Genomic DNA, 15,821 nt, shown 5'->3' with positions numbered 1-15,821 from the left:
GGTGCAGGCGCGGGAGGCCCGGAGGTTCCGGGCCCTGGGGAACGCCGCCTATGTCACCTCGGCAGCGGCGGCCGGGCAGCAGTGCCTGGCCGGACCGCCCCCATTCTACCGCCGGGACAGGCCGCCGCTCAGCCGCGTTCCCGCGCCAGGCGGCCGACCGTCGACACCAGTTCAGCGAAGGCCTGCGCGGGGTTGTTGTCGGTGACAATGCGGGCATTCGGGGGGAATCCCCAGAGGCCGCGGAAGTCGGCAACGGTTGTCCCGGCCAGCAGCGGCGAATCAGCTTCCACGTCCACCGTGGCAGGCCGGGCAGAATACTCCAGGGTGCCGGCTGCCACGCCCGCAGCGAAGAAGTCGTGGACATGGGCCAGGTAGCCCTGGTCGTAGCGTCGGTGGAACTCGAAGTAGAACCGCAGGGCGTCCGACAGGTGGCGGATGATCCGGTTGTCCGAGGTGCTGCGCTGCCCTTCCGGCTGGTCCGGCAGCACCAGTTCGGGAACGGCTGCGCCCGCCGCTTCTGCCAGCAGGCGGACGTGTTCCGGGTGCAGCTCCATCCGCTCCGTGCTGTCCAGGGAACAGACCACCGGAAGTTTCTCCAGCGGCCGGCCGCGGTAGGCGGCATAGACTTCCTTGGCCGCGTGCGGGTCCACGTGGGTATTCCACTCGGCGGTGGGCGTGGTGTTGCCCTGGTAGAAGAAAGACCCGCCCATGATCACTACACCGGCCAGCAGTTCCGGCAACTCCGGCTCCTGCCGCAGCGCCAGAGCAAAGTTGGTCAGCGGCGCGGTGATGAGCGCCGTCAGCTCGCCCGGGCGTGCCCGGGCCTTGTCAATCCAAAGGTCGACGGCGTTGCGCGCCGAGAGCCGTCCCTGCGGTTCCGGCAGCAGGGCGTGGCCGATGCCCTGCGGCCCGTGGGTTTCGGGGGTGGTGAGCAACGGGATGGACAGGGGGGCGCGGGCCCCGATGGCCATCTCCACGTCCGGCCGGCCGCAAAGCTCCAGCAGGGCAAGGGTGTTGCGGGCCACCTGGTCCGCGTCCACGTTGCCGGGCGAGGCCGTGACGGCGGCGAATTCGGTGTCCGGCAGCGCGGCCAGGTACACCAGGGCCAGGGCATCGTCGATGCCGGTGTCCACGTCCAGCAGGAAGGCGGCCACGGCTAGAAGAGGGCCACTTTGGGAACGGGTGGGAAGATGGCGTCCAGTTCCGCGAGATCCTCCACCGACGGCGCCCATCCGGCGGCGGCCGCGTTCTCGCGTACCTGCCCGGGGCTCGTGGCGCCGGCGATGACGCTGGCCACGGACGGCTGGGCCGCGAGCCAGGAGAAGGCTACCTGCACCTCGGTCAGCCCGCGCTCCCGTGCGAACAGGCTGAACCTGCCCAGCTGGTCCCAGTCGGCGTCTTCCACCATGTGGGTCCGGGTGTGGCTGAGGCGGGATCCCTCCGGAGCCCGGCCCGGAGCGTATTTCCCGGTCAGCAGCCCGTTGGCCAGCGGGAAGTACGGCAACACCCCGAGGCCGAATTCCTCGGCAGCCGGCATGACCTCCAGTTCAGCGCGCCGGTCCAGGAGGTTGTAGTGGTTCTGCGTGGAGATGAAGCGGCTGCTGCCGAGTTCGCGGGCAACGTATTCAGCCTGCGAGATCTGCCAGCCGGCCCGGTTGGAGTGGCCGATGTACCGGACCTTGCCGCTGCGGACCAGGCCGTCCAGGGCTGCGAGGGTCTCGTCGATGGGCGTCAGCGGATCCGGCGTATGGAACTGGTAAAGGTCGATCCAGTCTGTCGCCAGCCTGCGGAGGGAGGACTCCACGGCCTGGATGATGTACCGCCGCGAACCCCGCGCGCCGTAGTCGGCGCCGTTGGCCCCCTTCATGTCCATGCCGAACTTGGTGGCCAGCACCGCTTCGGCCCGGCGTCCGCCCAGGGCCCTGCCCAGCATCGTTTCGCTCAGGCCAGGCTCGCGGCCGTAGGTGTCGGCGACGTCAAACAGGGTGATGCCGGCGTCCAGGGCTGCGCGGACCACCGCATCAGTGCCGGCCTGGGATTCGGTGGCCGTGTTGGCACGGCCCAGGTTGTTGCAGCCCAGGCCCACCGCGGAAACAGTAAGTCCGGATTTGCCGACGCGTCGGTACGGGGTCACGGAACCCTCCTAAAGGCTGAAGCTGTTTGCTGGTTTGGCCGAGTGCTTGAGCTTGAACCGGTCCGGCTCCCCGAACGGTGCGGCGCCGATGCTGAGCTTGGTGAAATCCAGGTCCTCGCCGCGGATGCACACCTTGATGGCGTTCACGGCCTTGCTCACTTCCGGAGACAGGCAAAAGATGTTCAGCTTGTAGTCCGTGAATTCCGAACGTTCCACGGTGCCCAGGCCACGCCAGGCCAGGTGGCTGATCAGCGCATCGGTGGCCTTTTCCTGGAGGTAGCGGTCGCGGTCCGTGCCCTCCCGGGTCTTCAGGGCGAACTGGGCAACCACCCAGGACTGCTCCTCGTCCGGGATTTCCTTGTAGCCGTCCTCGGCGCACTGTGCGGCGAAGGCATCCAGCAGGCCCTCCGCGGCGCCGGCATCGGGCACGTCCGTCTCTTCGGTCTTGCTCTGGTGTCCCACCACGCCGTAGTTCATCACGAACTGGCTGTAGTCCTCATCGAACCAGGCCTCCCGGAAGTGCAGGACACCTTCGTCGTCGCGCCGGTAAACCCTGATGATGCCGCTCATGTGCGTCCTTTGGTAAACCATTCGGCGTCGGTGCCGTCGAACGGTGCGTACTGTGCCTTCACTGCGTTTAACAGCTGGTCTGCTGCCGCCTCGAGCTGTCCGGCCAGCTCCTGCGGGTAGTCCATGGCCACCCGGTGCTGGGCGAACTCGTCCTCATCGTCGATGAAGACGCCGCGACCCGAGGTGCGCACCACGTCCAGGTCCATGTCGATCACATGGAATTCCATCACGTCGGGCCGGATGGATTGCCACTCGTGGGCGACGGCAAGGTCGATGTAGACGCGGACTCCGCCGGGGTGGGCGTCATCGTAGAACGTAGCCACCCATTGTCCTTCGCGGGGTATGAGCAGCACTGCGTCCGACTGCGTGTAGAACGCAGCCCCGGGGCGTGAACAGAATTCGTTGGTGCCCTGGAAGATCCACCAGCCATGCCGGTCCTCCCCCAGGTAGCGGCCCGGCACCACCCAGTGCGCCTTGCCGTTCCACTTCCGGTTCCGCGCCACGACCAACTGGCCGGGCCGGAGTCCTTCCGGCACCCGCGTGGCGCCCGGGTGCCCGGGGCCGGCGGGCTCACCCAGCACCCCGGGGTATTTGAGTTCCGCCTCGCCCCTCACAGGATGGGAAGGCTGCCGGTCGTGGGGTGCTGCTGCCCGGGCAGGGGGCGCGCAAAGGGAACCTTTGTTCCCAGAACCTGCGCAACGACGTCGTGCGTAATCTGCTGGGCGGTGACGCCCACGCGCTCCAGGACCTGGCTGCGCGTGCCGTGGTCCAGGAATTCGACCGGCAGGCCCACTTCGTTCAAGGCTGTGTCTACTCCGGCCGCGCGCATTTCCTGCCGGATGCGCGATCCCACGCCGCCGGCGCGCACGCCGTCCTCAATGCAGACCACCAGGCGGTGGTGCGAGGCCAATGCAACGATCGAACGCCGCACGGGCAGGACCCAGCGCGGATCAACGACGGTGGTGCTGATGCCCTGGGCGCCCAGACGGTTGGAGACATCCAGCGCCAGTTCGGACATGGCGCCCACGCTGACGATCAGGACGTCGTTGTCGGTGGATCCGGCGGGACGGCGGGCCAGGACGTCCACGCCGTCGCTGAGCCGCTCGATCGCTTCAATTTCTGCGCCTACCGATCCCTTGGAGAAGCGGACCACGCTGGGGGCGTCGGTGATGGCCATGGCCTCGCGGAGCTCTTCACGCAGGCGGCTGGCGTCACGTGGCGCGGCAAGGTGCAGGCCGGGCACAATCTGGACCATGGCCATGTCCCACATGCCGTGGTGGCTGGCACCGTCAGGGCCTGTGACTCCGGCCCGGTCCAGGACGATGGTCACCCCGGCCTTGTGCAGCGCCACATCCATGAGCAGCTGGTCGAAAGCCCGGTTTAGGAAGGTGGCATACACGGCCACCACAGGGTGCAGGCCGCCGAATGCCATCCCGGCGGCTGAGGTGAGGGCATGCTGTTCGGCGATGCCGACGTCGATCACCCGGTCCGGGTGGCGGGCCGCGAACTTGTGCAGGCCCACGGGGATGAGCATGGCGCCGGTGATGCCGACCACGTCCTCGCGCTCATCGGCGATGTCCGCGATTTCGTCCGCGAAGACGGACGTCCAGGACTGGGCTCCGCCGCTGCCGGTGGGTTCCCCGGTTTCGGGGTCAATGATGCCGACGGCGTGGAACTGGTCCGCCTCATGGGCGCGGGCCGGGGCGTAGCCGTGGCCCTTCTCCGTCATGGCGTGCACGATGACCGGCCCGTTATAGTTCCGCGCCGTGGACAGGGCGTGCTCCATGGCCTGGAGGTTGTGCCCGTCCACAGGGCCGATGTACTTCATGCCGAGGTCCTCGAACATGCCCTGCGGCGCCCACCAGTCCTTGATGCCCTTCTTCATGGCGTGCAGGCTGCGGTAAGTGAACTGGCCGACGGGGCCGCCGTTCTGGAGTTTCTTCTTCCACCAGTCCAGGGCCACCTCGTACGCAGGGGCGGCGCGGAAGGAATCGATGGTGGGGCGCAGCGACGCGAGGTAGTCGGCGAAGCCGCCAACAGTGGGTGCGTAGGAGCGGCCGTTGTCATTGACCACGATCACCACGCGGCGCTTCTTGTCCGCCGCGATGTTGTTGATGGCTTCCCAGGCCATGCCGCCGGTGAGGGCGCCGTCGCCAACCACGGCCACCACATGCCGGTCGCCTTGGCCGGTGAGCTGGCGGGCGCGGGAGATGCCGTCTGCCCAGGACAGGGATGAGGAGGCGTGCGAGCTCTCCACAATGTCGTGCTCCGACTCGGCGCGCGAGGGGTAGCCGGAAAGTCCGCCTTCCTGGCGGAGGGTGCTGAAATCCTGGCGCCCGGTCAGCAGCTTGTGCACGTAGGACTGGTGTCCGGTATCAAAGACGATGCTGTCCCGCGGCGAGTCGAAGATGCGGTGCACGGCGAGCGTCAGTTCCACCACGCCCAGGTTCGGTCCGAGGTGCCCGCCCGTCTGGGAGACGTTCGTGATCAGGAACTCCCTGATCTCCGAAGCCAGCTGTGACAGCTGTTCTTCGGACAACTCGTTCAGGTCCTGCGGATTCCGGATGGTGTCCAAGATTCCCAACGACCCCTCCTTCGGGTGGTAGACGTGCCGTTTAACTCTAACGCCTTGGTTTGGGTGCAAAGCCGAAGCCCCGGCTGGTCGGTGACCGGCCGGGGCTTCGGTAAAGGGTGCCTGCTGGCGGGATCCGTTAGTTGGCGGAGATCTGGCGCAGGACGTACTGCAGGATGCCGCCGTTGCGGTAGTAGTCCGCTTCGCCCGGGGTATCGATGCGCAGGACGGCATCGAAGGACGTGGCGGTTCCGTCTTCGGCGGTGGCCGTGACCTTGAGGGTCTTCGGCGTGGTGCCCTCGTTCAGCGCGGTGACGCCCTCAACAGAGAAGGTTTCCGTGCCGGACAGGCCCAGGCTGGCGGCGTTCTCACCGGCCGGGAACTGCAGCGGCAGGACGCCCATGCCAATGAGGTTGGAGCGGTGGATGCGCTCGTAGCTCTCGGCGATGACGGCTTTGACGCCCAGCAGGGCGGTACCCTTGGCAGCCCAGTCGCGGGAGGAACCCGAACCGTATTCCTTGCCGGCCAGGACCACCAGCGGGGTTCCCGCTTCCTGGTAGTTCTGCGCAGCATCGTAGACGTAAGCCTGCGGGCCGCCTTCCTGGGTGAAGTCGCGGGTGAAGCCACCCTCGACGCCGTCCAGGATCTGGTTCTTGATGCGGATGTTCGCGAACGTACCGCGGATCATCACCTCATGGTTGCCGCGGCGGGAGCCGTAGGAGTTGAAGTCCTTGCGCTCGACGCCGTTGGCCAGCAGGTACTGGCCGGCCGGGGTGTCGGACTTGAAGGAACCTGCCGGGGAGATGTGGTCGGTGGTGACCGAATCGCCCAGCTTCAGGAGCACGCGGGCGCCCGTGATGTCCTTGACCGGCTCGGGCTGTGCCTGCATGCCCTCGAAGTACGGGGGCTTCCGGACGTAGGTGGAGTTCGGATCCCAGGCGAAGGTGTCGCCGGCCGGGGTGTCCAGCGCCTTCCAACGCTCGTCACCCTCGAAAACGCCTTGGTAACCCCTGGTGAACATGTCCTTGTCGATCGAGGAGTCGATGACCTGCTGGACCTCAACCGGATTAGGCCAGATGTCCTTCAGGAAGACGTCGTTGCCGGCCTCGTCCTTACCGAGCGCATCGGTTTCGAAGTCGAAGTCCATGGATCCGGCCAGGGCGTAGGCGATGACCAGCGGCGGGGAGGCCAGGTAGTTCATCTTGATATCCGGGTTGATGCGGCCTTCAAAGTTGCGGTTGCCCGAGAGGACGGCCGAAACGGCGAGGTCGTTGGCCTGGATGGCCTCGGAGATCTCGGGTTCCAGCGGTCCGGAGTTGCCGATGCAGGTGGCGCAGCCGTAGCCAACGATGTAGAAGCCCAGCTTCTCCAGGTAGGGGGTCAGACCGGACTTCTCGTAGTAGTCCGTGACAACCTTGGATCCGGGGGCAACAGAGGTCTTGACCCACGGCTTGGCGGTCAGGCCCTTCTCGACGGCGTTGCGGGCAAGCACTGCGGCGGCCAGCATGACGGACGGGTTGGACGTGTTGGTGCAGGACGTGATGGAGGCGATGGTTACCGCTCCGTGGTCCAGCTCGAACTCGCGTCCGTCCGCCATCTTGACCGGCACGGGCTTGGAGATGCGTCCCGCGCCGCCATGCGCTGCCGAATACTTCGGCGGTTCACGGTCGGTGTCGGAGATGTGGGTGGCTCCGGCGGTGAAGGACGGTGCATCGGAAGCGGGGAACGATTCCTCAAGTGACTCGTCCAGGGTGCCGGCGTCCGCTTCGTGGGAGACGTAGTTCTTGAGGTCGTGGCGGAACTCGTCCTTAGCCTCGGTCAGTTCGATGCGGTCCTGCGGGCGCTTGGGGCCGGCGATGGACGGAACAACCGTGGACAGGTCCAGTTCCAGGTACTCGGAGAACTTGATGTCGCGGGAAGGGTCGTGCCAGAGACCCTGTTCCTTGGCGTAGGCCTCCACCAGGGCGACGTTCTGCTCCGAGCGGCCGGTGAGGCGCAGGTAGTCCAGGGTGACGTCGTCGATCGGGAACATGGCGGCGGTGGAACCGAATTCGGGGCTCATGTTGCCGATGGTGGCGCGGTTGGCGAGCGGCACGGCGGCCACACCTTCGCCGTAGAACTCCACGAACTTGCCCACCACACCGTGCTTGCGCAGCATTTCGGTGATGGTCAGCACTACGTCGGTTGCGGTGGCGCCTGCGGGAATGCTGCCGCTGAGCTTGAAGCCCACGACGCGCGGGATCAGCATGGAGACGGGCTGGCCGAGCATGGCCGCCTCGGCTTCAATGCCGCCGACGCCCCAGCCGAGCACGCCCAGGCCGTTGACCATGGTGGTGTGCGAGTCGGTGCCCACGCAGGTGTCGGGGTAGGCGCGGAGGGCGCCGTCCACTTCACGGGTCATGACGGTGCGCGCCAGGTATTCGATGTTGACCTGGTGGACGATGCCGGTTCCCGGGGGAACCACCTTGAAGTCGTCGAACGCGGTCTGGCCCCAGCGCAGGAACTGGTAACGCTCCCCGTTGCGCTGGTATTCGATCTCCATGTTGCGCTCCAGTGCGCCGGAGTTGCCGAAGGCGTCGATCTGGACCGAGTGGTCGATGACCATCTCGGCAGGCGCCAGCGGGTTGACCCGCTTGGGGTCGCCGCCCAGTTCCTTGACCGCTTCACGCATGGTCGCCAGGTCCACCACGCAGGGGACACCGGTGAAGTCCTGCATGATCACGCGGGCAGGCGTGAACTGGATTTCTGTATCGGGCTGGGCGTTGGGATCCCAGCCTGCCAAGGCGCGAACGTGATCGGCAGTGATGTTCGCGCCGTCCTCGGTCCTCAACAGGTTTTCAAGCAATACCTTGAGGCTGAACGGAAGGTTTTCTGCACCTTCAACGGAGTTCAACCGGAAAATTTCATATTCGGTTCCGGCTACATTAAGTTGGCCTTTTGAACCGAAGCTGTCCACAGTGCTCATCGCAGGACTCCTCTCGCAACAGTTTCATCTTTGTCGCGCGGTTGACCGCCTGCTAGTTAGGACGCCCTAATTAGTTCGGGCCCGAAAATTGCACACGGCCGGCCGTGATTACGGGCGCGACGTGGGACTACTACGGCCATCGTAGTCGAAAACCACCTCCGGCATCATGGCGCGGGAGTCAGCAGTGCCACGGTCTCCAGGTGGTGGGTGTGCGGGTAGAGGTCGAACGCGCGCAGCCCCGAAAGCTCCCACCCCGCCTGCCGGAAGTAGCCAACGTCCCGGGCAAATGAAGCGGGGTCGCAGGAAACATAGGCGATGGCCCGTGGTGCCGATGCCACCAGCTGCCCCACGACGGCCTTGCCGGCCCCGGCCCGGGGCGGGTCCAGGATGAGGGCGTCGAAGTCCCGCGATTGCTGGCGGAGGACCCGTTCCACCCTGCCCTGCACAATCTCCACCTGCGGCGCGGCGTGCAGGTTCTTGCGTGCGTCGCGGCTGCTTCCGGGCGACCCTTCAACGGAAAGGACGGAGCCTGTCTCGCCCACTGCGTCGGCCAGCACGGCAGTGAACAGGCCGGCGCCGGCGTAGAGGTCTGCCACCACCGAGCCGGGGCGGAGGAAACCGCCGTTGCCGAGGAAATCTGTGACCGCACCCACAAGCGTCCCGGGCGCGTCGCGGTGGATCTGCCAGAACCCCGCCCCGGTCACGCGGTATTCATGTCCCGCCGCGGTTTCCTGCACCCAGGTGCGGCCCCGGACCTGGCGCACCTCTTCAGTGGCCGGGTCGAACGTTGCCACGGACACGTCCTGCGGCAGGGCCGCGACGACGGCGCTGAGCCGCTTGCCCTTCATGCCCTGCACTGGTGCCAACAGGACCAGCGGCCGGCTCCCGTTGGCCGGCGCCGCAACCTCGACGCGCTCGATGCCCTGCAGATCTGCATCCCACAGCCGCAGCGCGTTGATCGCATCGCTGGCCAGCGGCATCTCCCGCATGGGAACGATGTGGTCGGAGCGGTGGGCGTGCATGCCCAGCCGGCCTGACGGTGTGACCGAGAAGCTCGCCCGGGTGCGCCACCCGAGGCCCCCGCCGCCGTCGGACGCTCCTTCCTGCCGGGGCGTACGGCCCACGGCCTCCACGGTGATTCCCTCGCCGCCGGCGGAAAGGTCCGCGCCGGACGGAAGGCGGTCGACGCCGGCCAGCCGCCTCAGCTGCTCAGCCAGCACCTCAGCCTTCAGCCGCCGCTGCCGGGGCAGGGTGATGTGGCCGAATTCAGCGCCGCCTACCGGCGGGTGCCCGTGGGACCAGGCACGCCCGGAGTCTGCAGGGTGCCAGAAATGCTCCACACGGTCCGGGGAGGCTTCCAGGACCTCCACGACGTCGGCGCGCCAGAACTTGGCACTGTCTTCGGCGTCCGTGAACCGGACCCGGACTTTTTCGCCCGGGATGGCGTGCCGGACGAAGACCACCCGGCCGCCGTCGCGGGCGACGCAGTGCCCGCCGTGGGCCACGGGCCCGATATCCAGGACGGCTTCGCGGACTGCGCCGGCGGGACCATCGGTCCGGGATCCGTTGGTGGAGGGGATGTGGGAGGTCATTGCACGTCCTGCATGTTCTTGGCTTCTTCGGATGATTTGAGCTGCCACGGAACACTGGCCACCATAACGCCTGGTTCAAAGTGCAGCCGGGTCTTGATGCGCAGTGCCGTCTGGTTATGGACCAGCTGCTCCCACCATTTACCCACCACGTACTCGGGGATATAGACCACGATCAGGTCGCGGGGTGAATCGCGCCGCATCTGTTTGATGTACTCCATGATGGGCGTCACCGTCTCCCGGTACGGGCTGGCGAGGACCGTCAGCGGCACCGGGATCCCGAGCTTCTCCCAGTCGGCCACGGTACCGGCCGTCTCCTCCGCATCGATGTCCACGGTGACCGCATCCAGCCTGGACGGGCGCGATGCGCGGGCGTAGGCGAGGGCCCGCAGGACAGGCTTGCGCACGTGCGAGACGAGCAGCACCGCGTGCACCCGGGTGGGCAGGGCCCGCGGGGACGAATCCTCGTCCACGGCAAGTTCCTTGGCCACGTTGTCGTAGTGCGCCCGGATGCTCCACATCATCAGGAACAGGCCCAGCATGACGATCAGCGTGATCCAGGCGCCCTGTTCGAACTTGGTGACGACTACGATGACCAGCACCAGCGCGGTCATGCCGAAGCCCACGCTGTTGATCGCACGCGACTTGGCCATGCGCAGCCGGGTGGGTTTGTCCCTTGCCAGTTTGAGCTTCCTGCCCCAGTGCCGGATCATGCCCAGCTGGCTGGCGGTAAAGGAGATAAAGACGCCCACGATGTACAGCTGGATGAGCTTGGTGACGTCGGCGTTGAACGCCAGGATCAGGACCAGCGCGCCGGCAGCCAGGGCCAGCACTCCGTTGCTGAACGCCAGGCGGTCACCGCGGGTGCGGAGCTGGCGGGGCAGGTAGCCGTCCTGGGCAAGGATGGAGCCCAGGACCGGGAAGCCATTGAAGGCCGTGTTGGACGCGAAGACCAGGATGAGGCCGGTAGCGGCCACCACCAGATAGAACGGCAGGGATCCGGCCCCGAAAATGGTCTGGGCGATCTGGCTGATGGCCGGGTTCTGGATGTACCCCTCGGGCAACGGTTTGCCGTCCAGGAGGAACTCCGTGGCCGGGTCCAGCACAATGTGGACCTTGGTGGCGTTCGCCAGGTAGATGACCCCGGCAAACATGACGGCACTGAGGAGGCCCAGCAGCAGCAGGGTGGTGGCAGCGTTCCGGCTCTTGGGCGGACGGAAGTTCGGCACCCCGTTGCTGATGGCTTCGACGCCGGTCAGCGCTGCAGCGCCGGAGGAAAAGGCACGCAACAGCAGGAACGCACCGGCCAGGCCCATCAGCCCTTCGTCGAATCCGGGGGCCGGAACAATGGTGAACGCCGCCGACGGCGCTTGGCCCAGGGTGCCGGTGGACGCCTGGAAAAGCCCTACCGCCGTCATGCCCAGGATGGCCACCATGAAGATATAGGAGGGTGCGGCGAACAGGGTTCCGGCTTCCTTCACGCCGCGGAGGTTTACCAGCGCCAGTCCCGCCACCCCGGCTGCCGCCACGAGGGCCTGCTGGCCGTGGAGCGCCGGGATTGCGGTGGTCACGTAGGAAGCGGCCGAGGCCATGGATACCGCCACGGTCATGACGTAGTCCACCAGCAGCGCTGACGCCACCGTCAGGCCGGCGTACTTGCCCAGGTTCTCGTTGGCTATCTGGTAATCGCCTCCCCCGGAGGGATAGGCGTGGACGTTTTGGCGGTAGGAGGCCACCACGGTGAGCAGCACCACCATGACGGCCAGGCCAACCCATGGCGAGAAAGCGACAGCGCTGACGCCGGACAGTGCCAGGGTCAGGAGGATTTCATCGGGCGCGTAGGCTACGGAGGACCAGGCGTCGGACGAGAACACCGGAAGTGCGATCCGCTTGGGCAGCAGCGTGTGGGTCAGCCGGTCATTCCTGAACGGCCTGCCCACCAGCACCCGCTTGGCGGCATTGAATATTGTCAGCACCCCACAAAGCTAGTCTGATTCCCGGGCGATGTCATGACGGCCTGCCCCGGGCGCGATCAGGGGACGGGCCGGTAGAGTTTCGTGCTGCAGCACGTTGTCGGTGATGAAGAGGAGATACGGTGGCGCACTTCGTGATCATGGGATGCGGCCGGGTGGGTGCAACCCTCGCGCACACGCTCGAAGATGCCGGGCATTCCGTGGCCATCATCGACCAGGACGACCGGGCTTTCCGCCGGCTCCGGCAGGGCTTCACCGGCCGCAAGGTGACCGGCGTGGGCTTCGACCGCGATACTCTGCGGCAGGCAGGCGTTGACGAGGCCTACGCCTTCGCCGCCGTGTCCAGCGGGGACAACTCGAACATCCTGGCCACCAGGGTGGCGCGCGAGACGTTCCACGTCCCGCACGTGGTGGCCCGCATTTACGACCCCGGCCGGGCCGAGATCTACCAACGGCTGGGCATTCCCACCGTGGCGGCAGTCCGCTGGAGCGCAGACCAGGTCCTACGCCGGATTCTTCCCGAACAGCACCTCGCCGGCGACTTCCGCGAACCGTCCGGCCGGCTCGTCCTGGCCGAACTGGACCTGGACGCAGCCTGGGTGGGACATCGGATCAGCAGCATCGAGGCGGCTGCGGGCATCCGGGTGGCGTACCTGACCCGCTTTGGCGAGGGCCTGCTGCCGGAGGCCGGCACCGCCTACCAGGACGGCGATACCGTCCATGCCATGCTGCACGTGGACCGCAGCGCCCAGGTGGCGCAGGTCCTGGCCAAAGCACCTGCCAAGGAGTTTCAGTGAAAGTCGTGATCGTTGGCGCAGGCAGCGTCGGTTCCTCCATAGCCAGGGAACTGCTGGCCCACCGCCACGAAATCCTGCTGATCGACCAGAAGCCGGAGGTCATCGGCCGCAGCGGGCTGCGCGGCGCGCACTGGCTGGTGGGCGACGCCTGCGAACTGAGCACACTCCAGGGCGCCAAAGTCGAGGAGGCGGACGTGGTGGTTTCGGCCACGGGCGACGACAAGGTCAACCTGGTGGTCTCGCTGTTGGCCAAGACGGAGTTTGGAGTGGGCCGGACCGTGGGTCGGGTGAACAATCCGAAGAATGACTGGATGTTCAACGACTCCTGGGGCGTCGACGTCGCCGTCAACACCCCGCAGCTCATGACAGCGCTGGTGGAGGAGGCGGTGGAGATCGGCGACCTGGTCCGGCTCCTCACGCTGCAGACCGGAGTGTCATCGCTGGTGGAGTTCACCGTTCCGCACGATTCGCATGTGATCGGGAAGACGGTAGGCGACATCCGTTGGCCGGAGGATTCCACCCTGGTGGCCATCCTCCGCGACCATGCTCCCATCACCCCCAGCCGGGATGATGTCATCGACGGCGGCGACGAGCTGTTCTTCGTCACGACCATTGCCGCGGAGGACGAACTGCGGGCACTGCTGTCAGCGGAGGAGGCAGAGACCGCTCCGGGCAGGGAAGCCGCAGCCGAGCCGCAACAGGCCCAGGAGGATGACGGCTTCGACGGTTAGGAGGCGGCAGGCGCAGGTTTGGTGACCAGCCAGGCCACCCACACGCCCAGGATGTACAGCGGCGCGCCCATGATGAGCCGTGTCGTGGCTAGGGCGGTGAGTCCATCCGGGCCCAGCAGGTACAACGGCACCTGGACAACCAGCCGCAGGGCCAGGACAGCCACGATGATCCAGGTACCCAGCCGGTAGGCCTTGAGCCGCCCCGGGTCCTTCCGCCAGTCCAGGCCCTCATTGCGGATGAACCCGAAAAGCAGGCCGGCGACGGGCCACTTGGCCAGGATCGAAATGACCATGGCCACGATGTAGGCGGCGTTTGTGAAGAAACCAGGCAGGTAGAAGTCCTCGGCTTTGCCCGTGGTGTTTGCCAGCCATGCCGAAATTCCAACACCCACCACACCCGCCAGGGCCTGGGTCAGGGGGCGCCGCTGGATAATCCGGACCACAGTGAAGACAGCGGCTCCCGCGAGGGCGGCGACCAGCGACGGGGTCAATTCACGGGTGATGGTGAAGACCACCAGGAACACCAGTCCCGGGACGATGCTTTCGGCAATGCCCTGGACTCCTCCAGCACTGCGCAGCACGTCCACCCGGCCGTCGTCGGTACGGTGCAGCCCGGCCTTGGCCGCATAGCCGGCCGCGATGTCCGCCATGGGAGTCCCCGTCTGCCGGTCAGCGGCGGCGCTGTCGTTACCGCCAGCGTCGCGGTGGCTTTGGCCACCGGGCGTCGGGTCGGGCTGGGACGATGTCATTCATTCTCCTGGCGGGACAGTATTTCGTAACGCGGGTTATAGATGGTGGGCAGGCCCCGGCTGTGCGAGAGCATGCCTTCGAGCCGCAGCTCCGTCCCCGGTTCGATCCCGGGGACCCGCCGGCGGCCCAGCCACACCACCCGAAGCCGGCCGTGCTCCCCGCCGGGGCGGGCAGCACGGCCCTTCCTGCCCTTGGCGGAGTCCGACACGATGGCGGTGAAGGCCGGAGTTTCACCCGGCGGGACGTATGTCACCGACTCGATCCGGCCGCAGCACAGCACCCGGCCCTTCGCCGGCAGGCGGTCCAGGGACAGGCAGCCGACGTCGCCGTCCGGCTGCGCGGAACCCGGCCCGGTGGCCATCGGATCAGCCAATCTGTGTTGTCTCCGGGCCGCGTTCGGGTTCCTGCAGGGCAGGCACGGCGGCCGGAGGCGTTGCGGTGGCGTCCTTGGGAAGCCGGAGCTGCAGCAGGTCACGCGGGGGCATGGGGTTTTCGCCGCGGACCACCACCACCTGGCGGAACAGCGCCTCGAGCGGTTCAGCAGCGGACCGTTCCAGCGCGGCAGCACCGCCGAGCACACCTCGGAGGAACCAGCGCGGCCCGTCGACACCCACGAAACGGGCCACGCGGTAGCCCTGGCTGCCGTCAGCGGCCGACGCCGGAAGCTTGGCGATGAGTTCAGTCCCGAAGGGACCTTCGATTTCTTCGACCTGGCCGCCCTGTGCGCCCACGGACTGGCCGATCTGGCCGCGGATCTCGTCCCACAGCCCTTCGGTCTTCGGCGCGGCAAAGGCCTGCAGCTGGAGGCTGGAGCCGTTGAGGTCCAGGGTCACGGCCACCACGCGCTGGGTCGCCTCCTCAACTTCGAGGCGCAGCTGGAGGCCTTCGGAGGGGGCAACCAGCAGTGCTCCCAGATCCACGTAGCCGTCGCGGCCCGTCACCTCGGATTCGTCGAACGGGCCGCTGGCCCGCCGGTGGTCGCCTTCGGCAGCCTTGTCCGAAAGCTCCGCGGCAGTCAGGGACTCCTCGGGTTCAGTGGCCTGTTCCTTCTTGGTTTTCCTGCCGAGCCCAAAGACCATGGGGCTGTCTCCTTAGTGTGATGTGCGCCGGCCCGCCTGAGGTGGGTGCCGCCGTCGTGCGTTGCTGCCGCCGTAACGGAAACCGGGAAAGTCAGGTCCTGGGCTGGACGAATCCGCCTGTGGAGCCGAACCCGCCGGTGCCGCGCACCGATCCGCTCAATTCATCCACGGGAACAAACTGTGCATACTCCACGCGCTGAATGACCATTTGGGCAATTCTATCGCCGCGGCGCAGCTCTATCGCCTGCGAGGAGTCTGTATTCAGCAGGGTCACGGCGATTTCGCCGCGGTACCCGGCATCCACTGTTCCCGGGGCGTTGACGATGGTCAGGCCGTGCCTGGTGGCCAGGCCCGAACGGGGGTGGATGAGCGCCACATAGCCGAACGGCAGGGCAATGGAAACTCCCGTGGGGACCATCCTGCGCTCCCCCGGCTGGAGGACAACGTCCTCGCGGGCGCGAAGGTCGGCGCCGGCATCACCCGGATGCGCGTAGGAGGGCGCCTCCAGTCCTGGATCCAGCATCTTCAGCCCCACCTGCAGCGTGGGTTCCCATGCTTCGTCTGCGGTGGGGATGTCGTTGATAACGGTACCTGGTGCGGCGGAATGGTCAGTCACAGTCACTCACTCTAACCCGGGCCGTGGTGCCTCACCTAGGCGCGC

14 protein-coding genes are annotated in these 15,821 nt (G+C 66.9%); 2 read left to right on the top strand and 12 right to left on the bottom strand.

The window, feature by feature from the left end:
- Positions 1 to 128 precede the first annotated feature (128 nt).
- The 8 genes from ACIQC0_RS06375 to ACIQC0_RS06340 form a co-directional block, all read right to left on the bottom strand.
- Positions 129 to 1,154, bottom strand: a complete 1,026-nt coding sequence (locus ACIQC0_RS06375; RefSeq protein WP_400533434.1) for a nucleoside hydrolase — start codon at positions 1,152 to 1,154, stop codon at positions 129 to 131.
- A gap of 2 nt (positions 1,155 to 1,156) precedes the next feature.
- The gene (locus ACIQC0_RS06370; protein WP_400533432.1) at positions 1,157 to 2,134 is read right to left on the bottom strand and encodes an aldo/keto reductase; all 978 of its coding nucleotides are present in this window, start codon (positions 2,132 to 2,134) and stop codon (positions 1,157 to 1,159) included.
- Between the two features lie 9 nt (positions 2,135 to 2,143).
- On the bottom strand, positions 2,144 to 2,704 hold the full coding sequence (locus ACIQC0_RS06365) for a hypothetical protein (RefSeq protein ID WP_377215560.1): 561 nt from the start codon (positions 2,702 to 2,704) through the stop codon (positions 2,144 to 2,146).
- Positions 2,701 to 3,318 (bottom strand): DUF402 domain-containing protein, encoded by a 618-nt coding sequence (locus ACIQC0_RS06360; RefSeq protein ID WP_400533429.1) that lies wholly within the window; start codon positions 3,316 to 3,318, stop codon positions 2,701 to 2,703. The genes ACIQC0_RS06365 and ACIQC0_RS06360 overlap by 4 nt, the downstream gene beginning before the upstream one ends.
- On the bottom strand, positions 3,315 to 5,288 hold the full coding sequence (dxs, locus tag ACIQC0_RS06355) for a 1-deoxy-D-xylulose-5-phosphate synthase (protein ID WP_400533427.1): 1,974 nt from the start codon (positions 5,286 to 5,288) through the stop codon (positions 3,315 to 3,317). The genes ACIQC0_RS06360 and dxs overlap by 4 nt, the downstream gene beginning before the upstream one ends.
- Before the next feature lie 127 nt (positions 5,289 to 5,415).
- Positions 5,416 to 8,241 carry an aconitate hydratase gene (locus ACIQC0_RS06350; protein WP_400533425.1) on the bottom strand — a complete coding sequence of 942 codons (2,826 nt, stop codon included), beginning with the start codon at positions 8,239 to 8,241 and terminating at the stop codon, positions 5,416 to 5,418.
- 164 nt (positions 8,242 to 8,405) lie between these two features.
- The gene (locus ACIQC0_RS06345; RefSeq protein ID WP_400533423.1) at positions 8,406 to 9,833 is read right to left on the bottom strand and encodes a class I SAM-dependent RNA methyltransferase; all 1,428 of its coding nucleotides are present in this window, start codon (positions 9,831 to 9,833) and stop codon (positions 8,406 to 8,408) included.
- On the bottom strand, positions 9,830 to 11,806 hold the full coding sequence (locus tag ACIQC0_RS06340; RefSeq protein ID WP_400533421.1) for an APC family permease: 1,977 nt from the start codon (positions 11,804 to 11,806) through the stop codon (positions 9,830 to 9,832). Before ACIQC0_RS06340 ends, ACIQC0_RS06345 begins: the two co-directional genes overlap by 4 nt.
- A gap of 119 nt (positions 11,807 to 11,925) precedes the next feature.
- Between ACIQC0_RS06340 and ACIQC0_RS06335 the strand changes: the two genes are divergently transcribed.
- Positions 11,926 to 12,600 carry a potassium channel family protein gene (locus ACIQC0_RS06335; protein WP_377215554.1) on the top strand — a complete coding sequence of 225 codons (675 nt, stop codon included), beginning with the start codon at positions 11,926 to 11,928 and terminating at the stop codon, positions 12,598 to 12,600.
- A complete protein-coding gene (locus tag ACIQC0_RS06330; protein WP_377215553.1) occupies positions 12,597 to 13,331 on the top strand; it encodes a potassium channel family protein in 735 nt (244 codons plus the stop codon). The genes ACIQC0_RS06335 and ACIQC0_RS06330 overlap by 4 nt, the downstream gene beginning before the upstream one ends.
- Here ACIQC0_RS06330 and ACIQC0_RS06325 read toward each other — a convergent pair.
- The 4 genes from ACIQC0_RS06325 to dut all read right to left on the bottom strand — a co-directional run bounded on the left by ACIQC0_RS06325 (position 13,328) and on the right by dut (position 15,776).
- A complete protein-coding gene (locus tag ACIQC0_RS06325; RefSeq protein WP_400533906.1) occupies positions 13,328 to 13,981 on the bottom strand; it encodes a DUF3159 domain-containing protein in 654 nt (217 codons plus the stop codon). The genes ACIQC0_RS06330 and ACIQC0_RS06325 overlap by 4 nt on opposite strands.
- Before the next feature lie 95 nt (positions 13,982 to 14,076).
- On the bottom strand, positions 14,077 to 14,454 hold the full coding sequence (locus tag ACIQC0_RS06320; protein WP_377215552.1) for an OB-fold nucleic acid binding domain-containing protein: 378 nt from the start codon (positions 14,452 to 14,454) through the stop codon (positions 14,077 to 14,079).
- Complete coding sequence (locus tag ACIQC0_RS06315; RefSeq protein WP_377215551.1) at positions 14,447 to 15,160, bottom strand: DUF3710 domain-containing protein; 714 nt, start codon at positions 15,158 to 15,160, stop codon at positions 14,447 to 14,449. Before ACIQC0_RS06315 ends, ACIQC0_RS06320 begins: the two co-directional genes overlap by 8 nt.
- Positions 15,161 to 15,251: 91 nt before the next feature.
- Positions 15,252 to 15,776, bottom strand: a complete 525-nt coding sequence (gene dut, locus ACIQC0_RS06310; RefSeq protein ID WP_400533418.1) for a dUTP diphosphatase — start codon at positions 15,774 to 15,776, stop codon at positions 15,252 to 15,254.
- Between the last annotated feature and the right edge of the window lie 45 nt (positions 15,777 to 15,821).

It is taken from the genome of Pseudarthrobacter sp. NPDC092419 (assembly GCF_044755045.1).
GTDB lineage: Bacteria > Actinomycetota > Actinomycetes > Actinomycetales > Micrococcaceae > Arthrobacter.
Note: the sequence above shows the minus strand (reverse complement) of the source record. Positions and strands in the feature narration are given on the sequence as shown.